Raw genomic sequence first — 21,694 nt, 5'->3', positions numbered from 1 at the left:
CTGATGCACCTGTCTTGTCAGTCCCACAACAGGAAGTGTTATTAGCCATGAGTCTTGCAGATCAAGTATTGGCGGTGAATGACGATTTGCCGATCCGTACCGATAAACCTGTCCATTCCGGCAAAGTGCGCAGCGTCTACTGGTTGACCCCCGCAGACAGTGCCCGGCTCATAAGAGAGAAAGGCTATGATGTGCCGGCCGATACGCCCCTCGCCCTCATGGTGATCAGCGACCGTATCTCGGCCTTCGACTGCATCTGGCAGGGTGTGGATGGCTTGAACGGCGTGCCGGGCAAGGGGGCTGCACTCAATGCCATCTCCAGCCACTGGTTCAAGCTGTTCAAGGAGAAGGGGTTGGCGGACAGCCACATCCTGGACATACCGCACCCCTTCGTCTGGATAGTGCAAAAGGCCCGCCCGGTGATGATCGAAGCCATCGCCCGCCAGTACATCACCGGCTCCATGTGGCGTGCCTACAAGGACGGCGAGCGGGAGTTCTGCGGCATCACGTTGCCGGAAGGGCTGAAGAAGGATCAGAAGCTGCCCGAGATCCTCATCACCCCCTCCACCAAGGGGATCCTCAAGGGGCTGGATGGCGTGCCTGAAGCGGACGACGTCAACGTCTCCCGTGCCGACATCGAGCGCCATCATCAGGCCTTCGGTTTCCGCTCCCCGGCGGACATCGACCGCTATGAAGCGCTGCTCAAGGAAGGTTTCAACGTCATCAGCGAGGCCCTGGCCGCGCTCGATCAGATTTTCGTCGACACCAAGTTCGAGTTTGGCTATGTCCAGGATGCCGCCGGTCGCGAGAAGCTCATCTACATGGACGAAGTGGGTACCCCCGACAGCTCCCGCATCTGGGACGGCGCCGCCTTGCGCAATGGCGAGATCGTCGAGAAGTCCAAAGAGGGCTTCCGCCAGTGGCTGCTGAACCACTTCCCGGATCCGGACATTCTGCTCAACAAGAACCGCATGCCGGAACGCTTCGCCCTGGCCCGGGACAACAAGCTGCCCACCGAGGTGATGATGGACATCTCCCATACCTACGTGGGGATCGCCGAGAAGGTCATCGGTCACAAGCTGGTGCGCAGTGCCAATCCCAAGCAGGAGATCATCGAGGTGCTGCGCGAGCAGTACGGTCTGATTGACTGAGGCTGACCGCCTTTTTTTGCCGCCGGCGCACAAACGTTTGCCGGTGGTGAAGGCAGCAAGCAGACAAACAGACGGGCCCCATGGCGGGGCCCGTTTTTATTGGCGTCTGGCAGTGGGGGAGGGTGGCCTCAGCCATTGACCCGGAAGATCTGGCCGCTCTGCACCCCCAGCACCGACTTCTTGTAGGCCTGGGCCACCCGGGCGGCGGGCACGGGCACGAAGCCGGGGAAGAAGTCGGCGTACTTGTCCATGGACTCTTCCAGTACGGTGGGGCTCACCACGTTGATGCGCAGGCCCCTCGGCAGCTCGCAGGCGGCCCCCTTCACGAAGTGCTCTATGGCGCCATTGATGGTGGTCGCGCTCACCCCCCAGTTGATGGGCTCCTCGCTCAGTATGCCGCTGATGAGGGTGATGGAGCCTTTGTCATTCAGATGGGGAATGGCGGCTCGGGTCAGGTTGATCTGCCCCATCAGCTTGCTCTGGATCCCCAGTTGCCACTGCTCGTCGGTCATCTCGGGGAAGGGGGCGAAGGCGACGCTGCCGCTGGCGACCACCAGGGCATCGAACCGGCCTATGCCCGCAAACAGGGCGGCGATGGAGGCGCCATCCGTCATGTCGACGGTGGCATCCCCCCGGCTGTGGCCGACCCGGATCACCTGGTGGTCTCTGGCAAGCAACTCGCTGACGGCGGAACCTATGGTGCCGGAGGCACCCACAATCACAATCTTCATCTCTATCGCTCCTGGTTGGGATGTGTTGATGATAGCTGGATGAAAAGGGAGAAAAAGCGCTTAAGATAAACCCATTGTTTCCATATTGGAGCTAATGGATGGAGATCGCCCATCTGAGCAGTTTCTACGAGGTGGTGCAGCGGGGCAGTTTCTCCGCCGCCGCCGATGCATTGGGGGTGAGCAAGGGGATGCTGAGCCGCCACGTCAGCGCCTTGGAGTCCGCCCTCAATGCGCAACTGTTGCAGCGCACCACCCGTCGTCTCAGCCTGACCGAGGCGGGCAGGACCCTCTATGTGCAGGCTGGGCAGATAGCCGCCCTGGCCCGCCAGGCGGAGCAGGACATCCAGGCCCTGACCGAGGAGGACAGCGGTCGCCTGCGCTTCACCTGCCCGGTCAGCACGGGGGATGCCATGGTGAGCGAGCTGCTGGCGCGCTTCGCCGAGCTCTGCCCCGGGGTCGAGGTGGAGCTCAACTTCACCAACGCCATGATCGACATGAGCCAGGGGGAGAATGACATCGCCCTGCGCGCCATGGATCAGGTGCCGGAGAACCTGGTGGCGCTGCCCCTCGGGCAGCTGAAAGACGTGGTGGTGGCGAGCCCGACCCTGCTGGCCCGGGAGGGGCTCCCTGCCACCCCCTATGAGCTGGGCGGGCGCCCCTGTCTGCTCCAGGGGCACAACCCGGCCTGGGAGCAGTGGCATTTTCGCAAGGCAGGGGAGGAGGCCCACATCCTGGTGCAGGGCAAGGTGCGGGCCAACCACTACAGCACCCTGCTGCAGCTGGCCCGCTCGGGCATGGGGTTTGCCAAGTGCCCGCTGATGCTGGTGGAGACGAGCCTGGCTAGAGGCGAGCTGGTGGCCGTGCTGACGGAGTGGCAGACCGGCCTGCACCCGCTGCATGTGCTCCATGCCCAGCAGCGCCGGGTGCCGCGCAAGATCCGGCTGTTCAAGCAGGTGCTGGCCCAGTGGTTTGCCGAGCGGCCCCACTACCTGCTCTGAGCGGCTGGCGCGCGTTATTTTTCTGTCATCTTCGGCTGCTAGCCTGCGCCCATCATAGCGAGCAGAGAGAGACGGGAATGAAGGGTCATCAGGGTTGGGTTGGGGTCATGTTGTTGTGTGTCAGCTCGGTGCAGGCCGAGGTCAGGGTCGAGGTCCCCGGGGATTTCCAGATCCTTGCGGTGAGCGACGGCAAGGTGCAGGACGAGCGGCATGGGGTGCTGGTCGACGGGGCGCAGCAGTTGCTGGTGCGCTATGAGGGGGTGATCCCGAGTCGCAACAGCAGCGACAACGATCGCCAGATCCGCTCCGAGCCCCAGGTGATCCGCTATGAGGCCAGCGGCCAGTCGGTACGCCTGCAGGCCCTGGTGCCCACCGACGAGAAAGGCATGGAGCGCTACGCCAAGGCGCCGGTCGTGACTCTGCTGGCGGGGGACAAGCCCCTGCAGGTGCAGCAGGAGGCCCTGGTGGTCAACGGCATGCAGATCGGCATGGACTGGCACGCCAGGCTGATGGAGTACAACCGCGGCACGGGCAAGGCGGTGCTGGCGACCGGCGCCGTAGCGACCACGGCAGCGGTCCAGGCCCCGTCAGTACCCGCCAGCGAGCTGGAGGGGCAGTTGCAGCAACTCTTCCTGCGGGCGGACCCCGAACTTCGCAAGCGCTTCATCGGTTGGGCCGTGCCCCGGCTTTAAGTTTGCCCCCCGTTGCAGTAACGTGGGCACACTCATCTCCTGACGTGCCCATGTTGACCAGCGAGGCCTCATGTTTGAATTGCATCCCCGCCTGCAGGCGGATACCCAGATACTCGGGGATCTCCCCCTTTGCCGCGTGCTGCTGGCCAAAGACAGCCAGTATCCCTGGCTCATCCTGGTGCCCAGGGTCGCCGGACTGCGGGAAATCCACCACCTGGCCCCCGCGCAGCAGCAACAGCTGATGCAGGAGTCCTGCGCCGTCGCCACCCTGATGGAGCACGCGCTCAATCCGGACAAGATCAACGTGGCGGCGCTCGGCAACCTGGTGCCCCAGCTGCATCTGCACCATGTCGCCCGCTTCAGCTCGGATGCCGCCTGGCCCGGTCCCATCTGGGGAGCTCACCCCGCTATCCCCTATCAGGCACAAGATTTGCGACAGCAGGCCGATAACTGGCGAGCCCGGTTGGCCACCCTGGGCGGATTCCAGCCGTTTCTGACTGACAATACGGTCAAGTGAGAGGCGGCTCGCGGTTTCAACACCGGGATCACGCAATCTGTTAGCGTATCGGACGCGCGCGTGATGACATGGGCGGTGAGACAGACAAGCCTATTTTTTCGATCAGCAGGAAGGTTCCATGATAGTGACAAGATCCGAGGATGATGCCGTATTGACCACAGAGGACGTGCTGCTGAGCCTGTGCAATTCGGTGACGAGCGTATTGAGTGCGGCGACCCAGACCCAGGTGCGCTTCTCCGGCATGGTGCAACGGATCAGCAAGACCTGCCTCAAGCCGGACATCGGCTGCTTCGTGCTGTTCGACGGGGGCTTCTCCGGGCTGGTGGTGATCAACTTCTCCGCCGCCGCGGCCATGGAGCTCTACCAGAGCTACATGCTCAGCATGGGGCTCTCCAAGGAGGATCTCGCCATCTCCCACACCTCGGATGAGGTGAGCAACGTCATGGGCGAGCTGATGAACCAGATCGTCGGCAGCTTCACCGGCAAGGTGGGGCGCGAGCTGCAGACCCACATCACCCAGAACCAGCCCAAGATGCTGGCCCTCAACAAGCAGGTGATGCTGAGCGTCGACACCAACCTCGACAACCCCGAGACCCGCAGGGTCACCTTCTTCACCGCCAGCAACAACATCTTCTATCTGGAGCTGGCCATGGACAGGACTGAGTTTATCCGGATCCACGATGGCGGTGTGCAGGAGGAGGTCGATCCGGACGAGCTGATCGCCCAGGCCAAGCTGGCGGCGACCAAGCCGGCCCAGGCGGTCGCCCCGGCGAGCAACGAGCACGACGATCTGCTGGACTCCCTCGGGATCTAAGGCCGTCAGGAAGCGAAAAAAACGAGGCCACCCCTGGGGTGGCCTCGCTGTTTTCGACAGGGCTCGACTTAGAAGTTGTAGAGCAGGCCGGTGCTGAAGCGGGTGGCCTGGGTATCGTAGAAGTCGATGTCGGAGTCGGCCCCAGAGTAGGCGGCGGTGAAGGTCGCGGCCAGGGCCTTGACCCCGAACAGGTTGTGCCAGAAGAAGGTGCCGTTGATGGCGAACTCGTCTGCATCGGCACGCCGGCCGAACAGGGGATTCGCCTCGTCATACTTGCGCTTGCCGGCATAGAGGTTGCTGACGATGGACCATTGCGGGCCCCGCTTGGCGTAAGTCAGCTGCACCCCTGTGTTGTCGAAGCTCTCGGCGCTGCCGTCGAGCCTGGCCTGCTTGTAGAGGATCGCCGGCTCCAGCAGCTGGTTGCCGCCGAAGTGGAACTGGTAGGAGAGTTCCATGTCGTGCACCTTGCCGTTGCGATTCAGCATGGCGGCATAGTTTGTGCCGTGGGCCTGGTCATACTGCTGACCGCTGCGCTCCTCGTCCAGATCCACCTCCCGGGTGGTGAGGCTGCCGTAGAACTGGCTGCCCCAGATCTTGTCCCAGGCAAAGCGCACCCCTTTCGACTTCACGTCGGTGGCACTGCGATCCACCCCGGTGGCGAAGGGATCGCTCCACAGCTCCACCGGCATGGCGTTGAACACCAGGGAGGTGGCGACTATGCCCTTGTCGCCCATCTCCTGGCGCAGGCCCAGCTGCTGGGTGAAGTCGAAGCGCACCGCATCCTGGATCAGGTTGCCGAGGAACACCTGGGTGCGGGTGTCGGCGAAGGTGTAGCGGATGTCGGCGTTGATGAGGGGGGTCAGGCCGCTCTCGCTGTCGGGAGAGCCGAGATCATGGATGCGGCTGTTGCTGTCATCGCCGGCATAGAAGTTGGACTCGTGGCTGACCACATTGACCCCGCCGAGCAGGAAACCGGACCAGCCGGACTCTCTGGGGATCTCGCCAAGATCGGCGTGGGCGGCATTGGCGGCTAGCAGACCAAGACTCAACAGGACATGATTGCGCATGGGGTGTGCTCCTGACACAAGGGATGACAAGGGTGGCAGTGCGGCTCGGGATCCTTTGCTGAACCGGAGCTGACTGACTCAGGCGGGCATGCTACCCCAGTCGGAGTGTGACGTTAATCAATAATTTAAGGTGCAACGGGCAAGAGTTCAGGGCGCCGTACTGGTATTCTGTTTGCGCAATAACGGGGAGAAAACAACGAGATGAAGCAAATCAAATCCTGGGCGCAATACTATGTCGACCTGATGACCAAGCTGGGACTGGTGCGCTTCAGCATGTTCCTGGCGACCGCCATCATAGTGCTGGCGGTCTCCATCCAGATGGGGGTGACCCTTTTTCTGCGCGGCACCGTGGATATAGTCGACCTGGTACGCTCTGTCTTCTTCGGCCTGCTGGTGACCCCCTGGGCCGTCTATTTCCTCTCCATCGTGGTGGATCAGCTGGAGGACTCCCGCCAGCGGCTGACCCGCATGGTGCGCAAGCTGCAGGACATGCGCGAGCGCGACCTCGAGCTCAACAGCCAGCTGCAGGAGAACATCAGCCGCCTCAATGCCCAGATCGCCGAGACCAACCGGGCCGAGACCCTGCGCCAGCAAGCCATAGAGGATCTGGAGAACGAGGTGTTCCAGCGGGAGAAGGCCCAGCTGCACCTGGGGGAGCGCACCGCCCTGTTGCGCTCCTTCATCGACTGCTCCCCGGATCTGGTCTACTACCGCAACGAGGACGAGCAGTTCTCCGGCTGCAACCGCGCCATGGAGGAGCTGACCGGCAAGGTGGAGGCCGAGCTCATCGGGCTGACCCCGTTCGATGTCTACAAGCAGGAGATCGCCAACAAGGTGGTGGAGACCGACAAGCAGGTCTTTGCCAGCAACGAGCCGCTCACCTATGAGCAGTGGCTGGAGTATCCCGATGGCCGCAAGGCCTATTTCGAGCTGCGCAAGGTGCCCTTCTTCGACCGCTTCGGTAAGCGGCTCGGCCTGCTCGGCTTTGGCCGCGACATCACAGAGCGCAAGCAGTATCAGGACAAGCTGGAGAAGGCGAGCCGGGACAAGACCACCTTCATCTCCACCATCAGCCACGAGCTGCGCACCCCCTTGAACGGCATCGTCGGCCTGAGCCGCATGCTGATGGACACGCCGCTGGATGCCAAGCGGCAGCAGCAGCTCAAGACCATCCACCTGAGCGCGGTGACGCTGGGCAACATCTTCAATGACATCATCGATCTCGACAAGCTCGATCGCCGCCGCCTCGAGATAGCACCTGCCCCCATGGACCTGCCCGCCTTCCTCGACGAGCTGGAGATGCTGTCGCGCATCCAGGCGGAGCAGAAGGGGCTCTATCTGCATTTCGACCGGGACGGCGACATGCCGCAGTTCGTGATGGCGGACGGCACCCGGCTGCGCCAGGTGCTGTGGAACCTGGTGGGCAATGCGGTCAAGTTCACCGACGAGGGGGGGGTGACGGTGCGCTGCCTCGCCCACGCCGCCGATGAACCGGGCAAGTTGGCGCTGCACTTCGAGGTGGAAGACACCGGGGTCGGCATTCCGCGCGCCCAGCAGGAGAAGATCTTCGCCATGTACTACCAGGTGCAGGGCAAGAAGCACGCCACCGGCACCGGCATCGGTCTCGCGGTCTCGCGCCAGCTGGTGCAGGCGATGGGTGGCCAGCTCTACGTGGACAGCGATCCGGGCGAGGGCTCCTGCTTCACCGCCGAACTGGAGGTGGACTGCGTCGAGCCGCAGGCGACCTCGCCTGAGCCCGAGATGCCCTCCCTCGACATCCTGCTGGTGGAGGATGTGGAGCTGAACGTCACCGTCGCCTGCGCCCTGCTGAACAAGCTCGGTCATCAGGTGCAGGTGGCGCGGGACGGCACCCAGGCGCTGGCCATGGCCAACCCGGATGACTTCGACCTCATCCTGCTGGACATCCAGCTGCCGGACATGACCGGCTTCGACGTGGCGGCCCAGCTGCTGGCCCGTTACGGCGACAGCCTGCCCCCCATGGTGGCGCTCACCGCCAATGCCACCGGCGATCGCCAGTATTATCGGGATCACGGCATGCAGGATGTGATCAACAAGCCGCTCGGCTCCAAGGCGGTGCGGGAGGTGATAGGCCACCTGTTTGCGGATCTGGCGGACGACGAGGCCTTTGATCAGGCGGACGCGGGCAACCAGGATGCGCTGCTGGACTTGCCCTTCCTCACCGACTACGCCAGCACGGTCGGCAAGCCGGTGCTGATCTCCAGCGTGGATCTGTTCGAGAAGATGATGCCGGACTACATGGCGGTGCTGGACTCCAACATGATTGCCAGGGATCAGGCCGGCGTGGTGGAGGAGGCGCACAAGATAAAAGGGGCGGCGGGTTCCATCGGCCTGCGCCGCCTGCAGCAGACGGCCCAGCTTATCCAGAGCCCGGATCACCCCGCCTGGTGGGAGAACGTGGAGGACTGGATTGAGACGCTGCGTCGTGAATATCCCGGCGACATCGCCCGCTTGCGGCGCTGGTTGTTGTCGTGAACCTGACGGACGTCGCAGGCAAGGAGCCGCACCATGTATGACAGTCTGATTACCCCGGCGCGCATTCACCCCTGGGGCAGTGAGGAGCTGCTGGAGGCGACCGAGCAGGATCGCGCCCGCATCGTACAGGCGGCGCCGGTGCGCCGCCTGCAGCAGAAGACCCAAGTCTTCCCGCTCGATGTGAAGGCCTCGGTGCGCAGCCGTCTCACCCACTCCCTGGAGGTGCAGGAGACGGGTCGCCAGATCAGCCGGCGCATCCTGGCGGCCCTGCCAGCAGGCACCGTCTGCGAAGGGGCCTTCATCAACCTGGTGGAGATGGCCTGCCTGCTGCACGACGTCGGCAACCCGCCGTTCGGCCACTTCGGCGAGCAGGTGATGAGCCAGTGGCTGGCACAGTCGCTGGATGAGCTGTTCGCCAGCGCCCATGATCAGCTGCCGAGCCCGCAGTGGGCAACGCTTCGCCAGGACCTGCTGGTGTTTGACGGCAATGCCCAGAGCCTGCGGCTGGTGCACAGCCTGCATGAGATGAACCTCACCCTGGGCCAGCTGGCGGCCCTGTGCAAATACCCGCAGCAGCCCCTGCTGCACAGTCCCCAGGGCTATGGCCAGCACCATGGCTGGACCAGCAAGCGTGGCATCTTCTTCAGCGAGCAGCCCCTCTATCGCGCCCTCGGCCAGAGTCTGGGACTGGCGCCGGGATGCCGGCATCCGCTGGTCTACATCATGGAGGCGGCGGACGACATCTCTTACTGCATCGCCGATCTGGAGGACGCGGTGGACAGGCGTATCCTCACCCAGGGGGAGTTGCTGGCGGCGCTGCGCAGTGCCGATGAGGGGGACTACATGGCCAGCCTGCTCGAGGAGGCGCTCGCCTCCGGGCGGGGCTTCTTCCCCCATTTTCGCCAGCATCTGACCCGGGATCTGGTGGCGCTTGCGGCCCACACCTATGTGAGCGACCACGAGGCCATACTGAGCGGGGCCTACCCCAGGGCGCTGCTGCACGGTCAGGCCCCGGCGGCCCGGGTGCTGGATGTGCTCAAGGGGGTGGCGAGGGAGCAGGTCTTCATGCGCCCCGAGGTCGAGGCGCTGGAGCTGGAAGGCTATGCCGCCCTGCGCGGGGTGCTCTCCACCTACGCCTGCCTGCTGGCCCTGCCCGCCGCCCAGTTCGAGCGACTGCTGGCTGGCAACGGCGGGAGCGAGCTCTTCTTCGCCCGGCGGCTGTTCCACCGGTTGTCGGCCCGCCACCTCAAGGCCTACCGGCTGGCGGTGGCCAGCCGGGATCCGCGCTTTGACAATGGCGCCGAGCAGGAGTGGTACTACAGGGTGCGGCTGCTGCTCGACTATGTCAGCGGCATGACGGATACCTATGCGCTTGAGGAGTTCAGGCTGTTGTCCGGGATTTGACCGGGGCCGGTTGTGGCCGCATTCCACCCATATGGGTGGGGGTGATATTGCGTAAAATTCGGTGTTTTTTTAGACTGTGGCAACTTGTTCAACTTTCACACGGTAAGGAGACGATCATGCAACATTCCATGTTCAACGTTGCGTTCGATCGCTGCAATGGCAGCGCGAAGACTCGTGCTCTTCATTTACCGCGTGGAGGGAACAGGTAACACCTGCTTTTTCATCACCCGCGGTTGTCCCGCAGGGTGATGCCTCTCTCCGGGAGAACCGCACGTTCAACTGGAGAATATTATGTCTATCGAACTCGCCCTGCTGCGCCGCGTCGAAACCCTGGTTCAAAAACGGATCACCCGGCTGGAGCGTCGCGTCAGCTATCTGCATCTCTCTCCCGCCCTGCTCAAGGACATCGGGCTGGAAGGGCACAATGTGCAGGTCGCTCATGTCCGTGAGCGGGAGTTTCAAACCGGTTTCCGACTCGGGAATCGAATAACCTGAGGCGAGGGGCCTTGGCCCCCGACTCCTGGATGGCAGGCCTGGGCCTGCCATTTTTCTTTGCTGATGAGCATTCTCTCAATTTTGTTGTCGCACATTGAGCCAGACACATTATGATCCCCCTCCTATCCATACGGGAGTCACCTATGCTTTGCCGCTGCTATCGCCTCATCCTGTTGTGCTGGCTGGCCTGCTGTAGCCAGGGGGCGACGGCGGTCGAGACGCTGCTGGACAGGAGCGCCTTCGCGCCATCCGGGCAGCAATGGCTCTTCACCCACCATGAGCTGGTGGTCGGCATGCCGGCGACGGCCTGGCCCCCCTATACCTATACCGATGGCCGGGGTAACTTCACCGGCCCTCTGGATGCCTTTGCCTCGCAGATTGCCAGCAGCCTGGGTCTCGAGTTGCGTTATCGCACCTATGCCAACAATACGGCGGTCCAGCAGGCCTTGCTGGACGGCAAGATTGACATGGTGATCGGCGTGGCCCCCAGCCCGATCCGCAAGCTGCGGATGCTGTTTACCTCGGAGCTGATGGCGTTGCCCCGCGCCGTGCTGCTGACCGGGGGGCGGGAGAGCCTCTCCCTGGAGGAGGCCTACGGGGTGCGCTGGGTCTGCGTCTTCGGTGTCAGCGCCTGCGATGAGCTGCTGCGCCTTGGCATCTCGAACCTGGTGACGGTGGACAGCCGGGATGAGGCGATCTTCATGCTCAAGGAGGGGAAGGCGGACGCCTATCTGGCCGAGCTGCCCATGTTGAGCCGCCTGCAGGCCATGGCGGGCATGACGCTGACCACGGTGGACTGGATGAGGGATACCTCCCTCGCCATGGCGGTGGCGCCGGGCAACGAGCCCCTGCAGGGGCTGCTTGAGCGGGCGCTGGATGACATCTCGCCCGGCGAGCGCCGCCGCATCCTGGAGGCGGGGGGCATAGTTGACTATGAGCTGGTGAAGGGCAGCAAGGAGGTCGTCTTCAGCGCGCCGGAGCAGGCGTGGCTGCAGCAGCACCCTGTGCTCAAGTACGGGATAGCCCCAAACTGGCCCGGGATGAGCGAGATAGACGACAAGGGCCGGCTCAAGGGGCTGGTAGCCGATCTGCTGGCGATGTTGAACCAGCGCGCCGGCCTGCAGTTCACCCTGGTGCAGACCCGAAGCTGGGCCCAGACCCTGGAACTGTTTCAGGCTCGCCAGCTGGACCTCATCCCGGCCATGACCCCGACCATGGAGCGCCAGCAGTTTGCCCGCTTTACGCCCAATTACGTCTCTCTCAACCGGGTGATAGTGGGCAGGCAGGGCATGGCGGAGCTGACCAGTCCCAGGGAGCTGAAGGGATACAGGGTGGGCATGGTGGGGGGCTCGGTAGAGAAATCCCTGCTGAGCGAGGTGGGAGCCGAGGCCGTGACGGTCGCAAGCGATCCCGAGCTGCTGCCGCTTCTGGATCAGCAGAAGGTGGACTATGTGCTGATGAGCATGACCACCCTGGAGCAGTCGTTGCAGCGGGGCTTCAGCGATCGCTATCAGGTGGTCTTCTCCGGCAGCGAGTTGCGGGTTCCCGTCGCCATGGCGGCCCACCTGCAGGATCCCATGCTGCAGCAGATCCTGACCAAGGTGCTGCTCTCCATCCCCCCGGAGGAGCTGGTTGCCCTGGAGAAGAAGTGGCTCTCCCTGACCATACAGACGGGGCTGGATCCGCGCAAAGTGCTGCTCTGGTCCTCCCTGGGCGGGGGGATCTTTCTGCTCTTTCTGCTGCTGTTCGTGGGCTGGAACCGGACCCTGCGCCGCCAGATCAGTCAGCGGCGGGAGGCGGAGCGCCGGCTCGAAGAGCAGCTGGTGTTCGTCCAGATGATGCTGGATGCCCTGCCCAACCAGGTGGTGCTGACCAATGAACACTATGAAATCGCGATGACCAACCTGGCATACCGGCAGATGTTCCTGGGGGGCGAGAACCTGAGCGGCTCCTATGAGCGCTTGCTCAAGGACAGGCTACCGGAGGCCATCCGGGCCAGGGTGATCGAGGAGGACGCCAGGGTCTGGGAGAGCGGCGAGGAGCTGCACGGCCGCGGCGAGATCCGGCTCGCCGACGGTGCCGAGCATCAGATGATCTACACCAAGCGGCTGTTCGTCGGTCCCGACGGCAAGCGGCTCGGGATCCTGACCGTACTGACCGACGTCACCGAACTGAGGCAGGCGCGTTCCGCGGCGCAGGAGGCGCAGACCCGGCTGACCCAGATCACCGACAGCATGCCGGGACTGGTCTATCAGTATCACTGGCTGGGGCCGGGCAACGGCAGCTTCCTCTACACCTCCCAGGGGCTCAAGGAGATGATGGGGTCCGAGGCGGCCGACGACACCCTGCTGGGGCTGACGGGGCAAGCCCTGCATGACTTCGTGACCACGGTGGAGCGCCATGCCCTGACCATGCAGCCGCTGGATCTCGAGGTGGAGATCAGGCGTCAGGGACAAGCGGGCTACCTGCAGATCCGGGGCCACTTCGTGCGACAGGGGGGGCTGGAGGGGGTCATCCTGAATGGCGTGGTGCAGGACATCACCAAGCTCAAGCGCCAGGAGCTGGAGCTGCGCGAGGCCAGGCGGGTGGCGGAGGAGGCGACCCAGGTGCGCAGCCGGTTCCTCGCCACCATGAGCCACGAGTTGCGCACCCCCATCTCCGGCATGCACGGCATGCTGGAGCTGCTGCAGATGAGCTCCCTCGATGACGATCAGCGCTACATGCTGCGCAACATCTCGACCTCCACCAATCACCTGCTCTATCTGGTGAACGACATCCTGGACTTCTCCAAGATGGAGGCGGGGCAGTTGCAACTCAATCCCCATCCCTGCCGGTTGACCTCTGTCATCTGCGACGTCATCCGGGGTCATGCCACCCTGGCCTATGGCAAGGGGCTCAACGTGACGCTGGCGTGGGGACAGGAGGTGCCGGATCAGGCCAGCCTGGACGCGGTGCGCGTGGGTCAGGTGATCTCCAATCTGCTGAACAATGCGGTGAAGTTCACCGAGGCGGGGGAGATTGCCATCCAGGTGGGCTATCAGGCCCATCGGCTGACCTTGACGGTGCGGGATACGGGGATCGGCATAGCCCGGGATAAGCAGGTCAATTTGTTCACCCCGTTCAAGCAGGTGGAGTCAGATATCACCCGGCGTTTTGGCGGCACCGGGCTCGGGCTCGCCATCTGCCATCAGCTGACCCTGAAGATGGGGGGCAGCCTGGTGCTGGAGAGCGAGGCGGGGGTCGGCACCACAGTGACCTTCGCCATCCCCCTGGCCGAGTGCCGCTGGGATGCCCCGCCGCTGGCGGGTCAGCACTGGTGGTGGTTCGGGGAGGACGAGGTGCTGCAAGCCGTGATGGAACAGCTCGGCGCCACGCTCCACCCCATGAGTGCCGAGCAGTGGCGTCATCCCCTTGAGGGCTACCTGCTGGCGCAGGAGAGCCGCCTGGAGCAGGCCCTTGGCAGTGGCTGGTTGCAGCATTTGCAGCAATCTTCCCTCAAGGGCATAGTACTCTCCCCCCATGAGGCATTGCGTGGCCGCATGGGCAGTGACGCCTGGTGGCGGATCGGCCAGTCCCCCATCTACCCGGATCTGCTGCTGGAGACCTGCCGCCAGCTGTCGAGCGAGCGGTCGAGCCAGCCGATGCAGATGGAGGGCGAGCGACTCAGGGGCAGGGTGCTGGTGGCGGACGATCATCCCGTCAACCGCGCGCTGCTGACCCGCCAGCTCGCCATCCTCGGCATAGAGCCCGAGGTGGTGGATGATGGGGAGAAGGCGCTGCGCGCCTGGCAAGGGCAGGAGTTCGCCCTGCTGCTCACCGATTGCCACATGCCGGTGATGGATGGCTATACCCTGGCGCGCACCTTGCGGGCGGCCGGTGACGAGGCGCCCATCATAGGCGTCACCGCCGACACCTCTGAGGAGGCCAGCCAGCAGATGCTGGAGGCCGGCATGAACGACATGCTGTTCAAGCCCTACAGCCTGGAAACCCTGCGCCAGACCCTGGCTCGCTGGCTACCGGCGGCCAGCCCGCAACAGGAGGCAGTAGTCCCCCGGCAAGCAGAGGTTCAGGCTCCCGGAATATGCTGGCTGACCCTGTTTGGTGACGAGGGGGTGGCGCGCAGCATGGCCAGCGAATATCTGGAGGCGAACCGCCAGGATGGCGAAGACATGATGCAGGCCCTGGCCCGGCAGGATACCCAGGCGCTGGTGGAGACGGCGCATCGCATCAAGGGGGCCGCCCGCATGGTGGGGCAGCAGGCATTGGCGACCGAGGCCGCCCAGCTGGAGGCGGCGGCCAGGTTGAAGCAACTGGACAGGCTCGACGAGCTGGTCCAGACGGTACAGGCATTGATGGACTCTATCAGAGGTGAAATGGAGTTATGGCTCGATGAATAGTGCACGGCATGAGTTGGCGATCATGGTGGTGGAGGATCACAACTTCCAGCGCAAGGCCCTGATGCACCAGATCCGCGGGCTTGGCTACGGCAACCTGCTGGAAGCCCAGGACGGGGAGGAGGCGCTGACCCAGTGCCAGCACCACCAGGTCGACATCCTGTTCTGCGATCTGCGGATGCCGGGCATGGATGGCATGGCCCTGCTGCGTCGCCTCTCCCTCGGTGGCTTTCGCGGCGGCATAGTGCTGTGCAGCGCACTGGAGGACGATGTGGTCGACGCCGTGCTGCGCATGAGCCGTGCCTACGGCCTGCAGGTGCTGGGGCGCATCGACAAACCCGCCAGCCATCAGCAGATCGCCCAGTTGATCGGCGCCTGGCAGCCCCAACAGGCGCGCAGCCAGGAGGAGGACGGCCACAGCCTGAGTCTGGATGAGCTGTGCCGGGCCCTGGAGCAGGACCAGCTGCTGCCCTGGTATCAACCCAAGGTGAGCTTTGAAAACGGTCAGTGGGTCGGCATGGAGGCGCTCGCCCGCTGGCAGCACCCCGAGTATGGGCTCATCTCGCCGGCCCGCTTCATCCCGCTGGCGGAGCACAACGGGCTCATGGATCCCCTGACCGAGGTGATCATCGGCAAGTCACTGCGCGACGGCCACCTGTGGGAGAAGACGGGGCTCTCCCTGAACCTGTCGATGAACCTCTCCACCACGTCGCTGATCGAGGGGGATCTGTGCAATACCCTGCTCAATCACTGCCAGCGCTGGAGCATCAACCCCGAGCTCATCACCCTGGAGGTGACAGAGAGCGCCTTCGTCAAGGATCTCGGCAAGTCCCTGGAGGTGCTGACCCGCTTGCGGATGCACGGCTTCGGCCTCTCCATCGACGACTTCGGCACCGGCTACTCCTCCATGCAGCAGCTCGCCCTGCTGCCGTTCACCGAGCTGAAGCTGGACAGATCCTTCGTCGATCGCTGCTATGAAGATCCCTCCCGCCTCGCCATCATCGAATCCAGTATCGAACTGGCGCGCAAGTTGGGGTTAAAATCGGTGGCAGAGGGGGTCGAGGACGAGGCCACCTGGCTGCTACTGGCCAGGCTGGGGTGCGATCAGTGCCAAGGATTCTTCTCCGCACGCCCCATGCCACGCGAGGAGTTGCTCGTCTGGCATGACACTTGGCGCGAACGATTGCCCGCATTGATCGGGCGCTAATCAAGGGCAGGATGCCCCTGCGACACAAGGATGGTCATGAAAATATCAAGCAAGCTGTTGTTGAGCTTCTGTTTTATCAACCTGCTCATCATTCTCTCCTCCGCCCTTGTCTACCATCAGCTAGGCCGGATTGAAGCCTCCCAGGAGGCCTTGCTGGCCCAGGCCCTACCCGCCCTGCAACGGGACGAGGCGAGCCAGAAGGCCCTGATCGCCACCGTCTCCTCCCTGCGGGCCTACCTCATCCTCGGCAAGGATCCCGCGCAAGGTGCGCGCATCAAGCAGGAGTGGGAGCAGGCCTGGCACGCCATAGAGCAGCAGGGATTCACGCCCGCCCTGACCCGGTCCCTCAAGAGCTTCAAGGGGGCGCAGGAGAAGGTGTGGGCCCTGGCCCATACCGAAGACAACCTGCCGGCCCACACCCTGATGCTGCTGGAGGCAGGCCCCCTGGCGGAGGCGGCCCTCGATCAGCTGCAATCCATCGCCAACGAAGAGGTGGCGACCCCCCAGGAGGCACTGCCCGGCGATCGCCGCCTGCTGCTCAAGCAGGTGGGGGATGCCTACAACGGGCTGGCCAATGCCCTCTCCGCCCTGCGTGACTTCCTCATCTCGGGGGACAAGGAGTATCGCGACAAGTACCAGGACTACTACCAGTTCCATCTGCAGCGGGTGGCCGAGCTGACACAGCAGCAGGCCAACTTCACCGAGGCGCAGAAGGGGTTGTGGACGCTCTTCGAGGAGATGTCTGCGCCCTTTGCCGAGCTGGTGGGGCAGGTGATCGCCAGGCGGCAGGCGCCGGACTGGGATCAGGCCAACCACCTGATGGCCACCGACATAGAACCTGCGTTGACCCGGCTCGCCGATCAGCTGGCGAATCAGGTGACCCAGACCCGGGGAGAAGTGGACAAGATAGCGGGCAAGCTGGCCGGTGCCAGTCAGGCCATTCACCGCACCCTGCTGCTGGCGACCACCAGCGTCATCCTGCTCGGCACCCTGGTGGCCCTGCTGTTCAGCCGCCGCCTGACCCGCGACATCGCCAGCCTGGTGAACCGTGCCGGGCAGGTCGCCGATGGCCGCCTGCCGAGTGCGCCCCTGCCGGTGCTGCGCCAGGACGAGCTGGGCGGGCTGACAGGCTCCATCAACCGGATGTCGAGCCAGCTGCGCCAGCTGGTGGGGGAGATCCAGGGGGCGGTGGCGCAGGTGGAAGGGGCCGGCCGCGAGGTGGGCCAGACTACCAATGCCATAGTGGACGATCTGGCGAGTCAGAATCAGCGGCTGGATACGGTCGCGGCCGCCATAGAGCAGATGTCCGCCAGCACCCGGGACGTGGCGGGCAACATCGCCGATGCGGCCGGGGCCGCGCGGCAGACCGAGCAGCAGGCCAGGCAGGGGGAGCAGGCCCTCGCCCGCATGGGGAGCACCATGGCGCAGATTGCCGCCATGATCACCCAGGCCAATCAGGCGATGACGCTGCTCAGCAGCCAGAGCGAGCAGGTGGGCCGCGTCACCGAGGTGATCGCCACCATTGCCGAGCAGACCAATCTGCTGGCGCTCAATGCCGCCATAGAGGCGGCGCGCGCCGGGGAGCAGGGGCGGGGGTTCGCCGTGGTGGCGGACGAGGTGCGCCAGCTGGCCAGCCGCACCAGCCAGTCGACGGTGGAGATCAACCAGACCATCGCCAGCATACAGCAGCAGACCCGGCAGACCGCGGATACCGTGGGCAGCGGCACCCTGCTGGTGGAGCAGGGCAGGGGGGCCGTGGCCTCGGCCACCGAGACCCTGGCGGCCATGTCGGCGCTAGTGCAGGATCTCTGCGGCCAGCTCGCCGCCATCGCCACCGCGACCGAGCAGCAGTCCAGGGTGGCCCAGGAGGTGGCGGGCACTGTGGAGGAGATCGCCGGACTCAGCCATCAGTCCAGCGAACACAGCCAGCAGGGGGAGTTGATCGCCGCCCGGCTGACCCGGGAGACGGGCCAGCTGACCGCGGCCATCAGCCGCTTCGAGCTGGATGCCTGAGCAAGGCAGGGGTGACAGCCAAGCGGGGCAGGCCTATGGGCCTGCCCCGCTTGTTTTCACGCCTGATATCGAGAGGCCTGGTGGTCGACGCTGCTGCTGGTCTCCTGGTTGAGCGGGCTGACCAGCAGGGGTATGGGGCGCTTCTCGCTGCCGGCTCAGTCCAGACGTCGGAAGGCCTGATGGTCGACGCTGCTGCTGGTCTCCTGGTTGAGCAGGCTGACCAGCAGGCATAGGGCGCTTCTCGCCAGCAACGTTTGGTGAGGGTCAGTCCAGACGCCGGAAGGCCTGATTGTCGACGCTGATGCTGGTCTCCTGGTTGAGCAGGCTGACCAGCAGGCATAGGGCGCTTCTCGCTGCCGACTCAGTCCAGACGCCGGAAGGCCTGGTTGTCGAAGCTGCTGCTTGTCTCCTGGTTGAGCAGGCAGGCCAGCAGGCATAGGCCGCTTCTCGCTGCCGGCTCGGTCCGGACGCAGGAATCCTGGTCAGTCCAGCCGCCGGAAGGCCTGGTTATCGAAGCTGCTGCTGGTCTCCTGGTTGAGCAGGCTGACCAGCAGGATGGCCCGCTTCTCCCCATCCGGCTCCAGATAGATGGCCTCGAACCCGGCCAGGGGGCCGGATTCGATCAATACCTTGTCCCCTTGCGTCGGCAGGCGGGCATAGCTGGCGCGCGCCTCGTCGCTGTCGTCCCGGCTCATCAGCCGGTAGATCAGCTGGCTGCTGACGGGGCTCCACTCCTTGCCGAAGTGAATGATACGGCTGATGCCGCGGGTGGACTTCAGGGTGACCGGGGTCACCACTTCCAGATCCACGTAGATGAACAGGTAGTTGGGGAACATGGGTTCACGCTGCGGGACCCGTTTGCCACGCCGCAGCTTCTCCACTTCCACCATGGGGTAATAGGATTCGACGCCTTGAGCCGCCAGATGGGCGCGGGCGCGGGCCTCTTCCTTGGGTTTGCAGTAGGCCAGATACCATTTCTTCATTGTTGTTCTGTTTTTTCGTGTTGCCGTGCTTCTGGCTATGATAACGGGGGCAAAAAAAAAGGCCACGCTTGACGTGGCCTTTTTTACAGAGTGAGTGGTTACCAACCTTTCACCAGACCGCCCTTGAACAGCTCGGTCCCCTTCTTGTAGACCTCGTCGGTCTGGAAGGCCTGGACGAACTCCTTGACCTTCTCGTCGTCCTTGTTGTTTTCGCGGGCAACGATCAGGTTGACGTAGGGGGACTCCTTGTCTTCGACGAAGAGGCCGTTCTCGGTCGGGGTCAGGCCAATCTGACCGGCGAAGGTGTTGTTGATGATGGAGAGATCAACATCTTCCAGGGAGCGGGGCAGTTGAGCGGCTTCCAGCTCGACGATCTTGAAGTTGCGCGGGTTGCTGGCGATGTCCAGCACGGTCGCTTCCAGACCGGCGCCTTCCTTCAGCTTCAGCAGGCCCTGCTTCTCCAGCAGGATCAGGGAGCGACCCAAGTTGGTCGGATCGTTCGGCACCGCGATCTGGGCACCGTCTTTCAGCTCGGACAGGGCCTTGATCTTCTTGGAGTAACCGGCGATCGGGTAGACGAAGGTGTTGCCAACCGGCACCAGCTTGAAGCCGCGATCACGGATCTGGGCATCCAGGTAGGGCTTGTGCTGGAAGGCGTTGACGTCGACGCTGCCGTCGTTCAGGGCCACGTTCGGGGTGACGTAGTCGGAGAAGGTGACGATCTCGACGGTCAGGCCGTATTTCTCCTTGGCCACCTTGGCCGCGGTCTCGACCAGTTCGGTCTCGGGGCCAGCGATGGCGCCGACTTTCAGGGTCTTGCTCTCTTCCTTCTGACCGCAGCCGACCAGTACCAGAGTTGCCAGCAGCGCAGCCGCAGCGGATTTAATGCCCAATTTCATAAAAACCTCCTGTCAGAAATCGACGATTAACGATGATCACATTGTTTGACCAGGCGCTCACCCGCGCTCTGGATGAGTTGAACCAGTACCACCAGAATGACCACGGTGACCAGCATGACGGTAGGGTCGAAGCGCTGGTAGCCGTAGCGAATACCCACATCGCCCAGGCCGCCCCCCCCGATGGCACCGGCCATGGCGGAGTAGTTAACCAGCGTGACGAGGGTGATGATGATGCTGTTGAGGATCCCGGGCAGGGCCTCGGGTAGCAGCACCTTGGCAATGATTTGCAAGGGTTTGGCACCCATGGCCTTGGCGGCTTCGAGCAGGCCGTCCGGCACTTCCATCAGGGCCCCTTCCACCAGACGGGCGATGAAGGGGATGCAGCCCACGGTCAGCGGCACTATGGCGGCTATGGTGCCTATGCTGGTGCCGACGATCAGTCGGGTCAGCGGAATGATGGCCACCAGCAGTATGATGAAGGGCACGGAGCGGCCGACGTTGACGACGATGCCGAGGATCTTGTTCAGCAGCGGGTTGGCCAGGATCTGGCCCGCCTTGGTCACGTGCAGTGCCACGCCGAGCGGCAGGCCGAGCAGGCAGCCGAACAGGGCGGAGGCAAACACCATGATCAGGGTGTCGCCGAGGGCTGTGATGAGCAGATTAATCATGGCTTCGGACATGAGTCATTACCTCCAGCTGGATAAGATGGCTGAGTCGCCGAGGATTGGGCGCAGCAGATTAGTCATTGCTTCGGACATAGCCCATTACCTCCAGCTGAATGTGGTTGTCGATGAAGAACTGCTGGGTGGCCTCGCACTGGGCCTCGTCCCCGAACAGCTCCGCCAGCAGGAAGCCGAACTTGACGCCACCGGCGTATTCGATGTCTGCGCTCAGTATGCTGATGTCGATGTTGAAACGGCGGCTCACCTCGGAGATAAGCGGCGAATCGACGGTGGCACCGGTGAAGCCGAGCTTCACCAGGGGATAGCTGTTGGCCACCCGCTCGCTGCTCATCCTGTCCTGGTACTCCTGGGGTACCTCCAGGTGGATGGTGGAGTGGATGAAGTCACGGGCCAGCTGGGTCTTGGCGTTGCTGAAGAACCAGGCCACTTCTCCCTGCTCGATCAGGCGACCGTCGCTGATGATGGCCACTTCGTCACAGATCCCCTTCACCACGTCCATCTCGTGGGTGATGAGCAGTATGGTGAGCCCCAGCTTGACGTTGATCTCCTTGAGCAGGCTCAGGATGGATCGGGTGGTCTGGGGGTCGAGGGCCGAGGTGGCCTCGTCACACAGCAGCACCTTGGGGGCCGGTGCCAGGGCGCGGGCGATGGCGACGCGCTGTTTCTGACCACCGGAGAGCTCGGACGGATAGGCGTGGGCACGGGCTTCCAGCCCGACCAGGGCCAGCAGCTCGTCGACCCGGGCCTGGATCTGCGCCTTGCTCCAGCCCGCCAGCTCCAGCGGGAAGGCGATGTTGGCGAACACGGTGCGGGAGGCCAGCAGGTTGAAGTGCTGGAAGATCATGCCGATCTGGCGGCGAGCCTGGGTCAGATCCCGCTCGCTCAGAGCCACCAGATCCTGACCATCGACGATGACCTGGCCTTCGGTGGGGCGCTCCAGCAGGTTGACGCAACGAATAAGGGTGCTCTTGCCGGCACCTGAGGCGCCGATCACGCCGAAGATCTTGCCTTGTGGCACATGCAGGCTCACGTCACGCAGGGCGTGCACGGCGTCACTGCCTTTACCGTAGACTTTGTTGAGACCGATCAACTTAATCATGGATTCTTCCGTGCTAACAGCCTTAAAGCACAG

General features: G+C 63.8%; 17 protein-coding genes and 1 pseudogene. 11 read left to right on the top strand and 7 right to left on the bottom strand.

Features of this window, described 5'->3' with window-relative positions; all coding sequences use genetic code 11:
• The first annotated feature begins 47 nt into the window (after positions 1-47).
• Positions 48-1,151, top strand: coding sequence for a phosphoribosylaminoimidazolesuccinocarboxamide synthase (locus AC3WR3_RS15940; RefSeq protein WP_429162363.1), 1,104 nt, complete (start codon positions 48-50; stop codon positions 1,149-1,151).
• A gap of 128 nt (positions 1,152-1,279) precedes the next feature.
• On the opposite strand, the gene AC3WR3_RS15935 is transcribed toward AC3WR3_RS15940, so the two are convergent.
• Positions 1,280-1,882, bottom strand: a complete 603-nt coding sequence (locus AC3WR3_RS15935) for a short chain dehydrogenase (RefSeq protein ID WP_454010235.1) — start codon at positions 1,880-1,882, stop codon at positions 1,280-1,282.
• Positions 1,883-1,980: 98 nt separating this feature from the next.
• On the opposite strand from AC3WR3_RS15935, the gene AC3WR3_RS15930 reads away from it, so the two are divergent.
• The 4 genes from AC3WR3_RS15930 (at position 1,981) to AC3WR3_RS15915 (ending at position 4,903) form a co-directional block, all read left to right on the top strand.
• Positions 1,981-2,880 (top strand): LysR family transcriptional regulator, encoded by a 900-nt coding sequence (locus AC3WR3_RS15930; protein ID WP_492292284.1) that lies wholly within the window; start codon positions 1,981-1,983, stop codon positions 2,878-2,880.
• A 77-nt stretch (positions 2,881-2,957) separates the two neighbouring features.
• Positions 2,958-3,572 (top strand): DUF2057 domain-containing protein, encoded by a 615-nt coding sequence (locus AC3WR3_RS15925; RefSeq protein ID WP_492292283.1) that lies wholly within the window; start codon positions 2,958-2,960, stop codon positions 3,570-3,572.
• 70 nt (positions 3,573-3,642) lie between these two features.
• Positions 3,643-4,089: an HIT domain-containing protein gene (locus AC3WR3_RS15920; protein ID WP_139435065.1), complete on the top strand. Its 447-nt coding sequence runs from the start codon at positions 3,643-3,645 to the stop codon at positions 4,087-4,089.
• Between the two features lie 118 nt (positions 4,090-4,207).
• Entirely contained in the window at positions 4,208-4,903 is a 696-nt protein-coding gene (locus AC3WR3_RS15915; protein WP_202047112.1) for a DUF3334 family protein, read from the top strand.
• Between the two features lie 68 nt (positions 4,904-4,971).
• Here AC3WR3_RS15915 and AC3WR3_RS15910 read toward each other — a convergent pair whose 3' ends face one another.
• The gene (locus tag AC3WR3_RS15910) at positions 4,972-5,970 is read right to left on the bottom strand and encodes a DUF2860 family protein (RefSeq protein ID WP_247627209.1); all 999 of its coding nucleotides are present in this window, start codon (positions 5,968-5,970) and stop codon (positions 4,972-4,974) included.
• A 201-nt stretch (positions 5,971-6,171) separates the two neighbouring features.
• Between AC3WR3_RS15910 and arcB the strand changes: the two genes are divergently transcribed.
• From arcB to AC3WR3_RS15880, 6 genes are all read left to right on the top strand, one after another.
• Positions 6,172-8,484, top strand: a complete 2,313-nt coding sequence (gene arcB / locus AC3WR3_RS15905) for an aerobic respiration two-component sensor histidine kinase ArcB (RefSeq protein WP_492292282.1) — start codon at positions 6,172-6,174, stop codon at positions 8,482-8,484.
• Positions 8,485-8,517: 33 nt separating this feature from the next.
• Positions 8,518-9,888, top strand: a complete 1,371-nt coding sequence (gene dgt / locus AC3WR3_RS15900; protein WP_492292281.1) for a dGTPase — start codon at positions 8,518-8,520, stop codon at positions 9,886-9,888.
• Positions 9,889-10,179: 291 nt separating this feature from the next.
• A complete protein-coding gene (locus tag AC3WR3_RS15895; protein ID WP_139435055.1) occupies positions 10,180-10,383 on the top strand; it encodes a hypothetical protein in 204 nt (67 codons plus the stop codon).
• Positions 10,384-10,526: 143 nt separating this feature from the next.
• Positions 10,527-14,780: a transporter substrate-binding domain-containing protein gene (locus AC3WR3_RS15890; protein ID WP_492292280.1), complete on the top strand. Its 4,254-nt coding sequence runs from the start codon at positions 10,527-10,529 to the stop codon at positions 14,778-14,780.
• The gene (locus AC3WR3_RS15885; protein WP_139435051.1) at positions 14,773-15,984 is read left to right on the top strand and encodes an EAL domain-containing response regulator; all 1,212 of its coding nucleotides are present in this window, start codon (positions 14,773-14,775) and stop codon (positions 15,982-15,984) included. The genes AC3WR3_RS15890 and AC3WR3_RS15885 overlap by 8 nt, the downstream gene beginning before the upstream one ends.
• Positions 15,985-16,020: 36 nt before the next feature.
• Positions 16,021-17,997, top strand: coding sequence for a methyl-accepting chemotaxis protein (locus AC3WR3_RS15880; RefSeq protein WP_492292279.1), 1,977 nt, complete (start codon positions 16,021-16,023; stop codon positions 17,995-17,997).
• A 155-nt stretch (positions 17,998-18,152) separates the two neighbouring features.
• Here the strand turns inward: AC3WR3_RS15880 and AC3WR3_RS15875 are convergent.
• The 5 genes and pseudogenes from AC3WR3_RS15875 to metN all read right to left on the bottom strand — a co-directional run.
• Positions 18,153-18,224, bottom strand: a pseudogene (locus tag AC3WR3_RS15875) (transcription/translation regulatory transformer protein RfaH); the annotation flags it as partial.
• Between the two features lie 255 nt (positions 18,225-18,479).
• Positions 18,480-18,980 (bottom strand): transcription/translation regulatory transformer protein RfaH, encoded by a 501-nt coding sequence (gene rfaH, locus AC3WR3_RS15870; RefSeq protein ID WP_139435048.1) that lies wholly within the window; start codon positions 18,978-18,980, stop codon positions 18,480-18,482.
• A 98-nt stretch (positions 18,981-19,078) separates the two neighbouring features.
• Positions 19,079-19,879, bottom strand: a complete 801-nt coding sequence (gene metQ, locus AC3WR3_RS15865) for a methionine ABC transporter substrate-binding lipoprotein MetQ (RefSeq protein WP_005327312.1) — start codon at positions 19,877-19,879, stop codon at positions 19,079-19,081.
• A 26-nt stretch (positions 19,880-19,905) separates the two neighbouring features.
• Positions 19,906-20,559, bottom strand: coding sequence for a methionine ABC transporter permease (locus AC3WR3_RS15860; RefSeq protein ID WP_005327310.1), 654 nt, complete (start codon positions 20,557-20,559; stop codon positions 19,906-19,908).
• Between the two features lie 58 nt (positions 20,560-20,617).
• The gene (gene metN, locus AC3WR3_RS15855; protein WP_202047106.1) at positions 20,618-21,661 is read right to left on the bottom strand and encodes a methionine ABC transporter ATP-binding protein MetN; all 1,044 of its coding nucleotides are present in this window, start codon (positions 21,659-21,661) and stop codon (positions 20,618-20,620) included.
• Between the last annotated feature and the right edge of the window lie 33 nt (positions 21,662-21,694).

It is taken from the genome of Aeromonas sp. EU05-FHT14A05, assembly GCF_058791175.1.
This window is presented reverse-complemented; position numbering and strand designations above follow the sequence as displayed.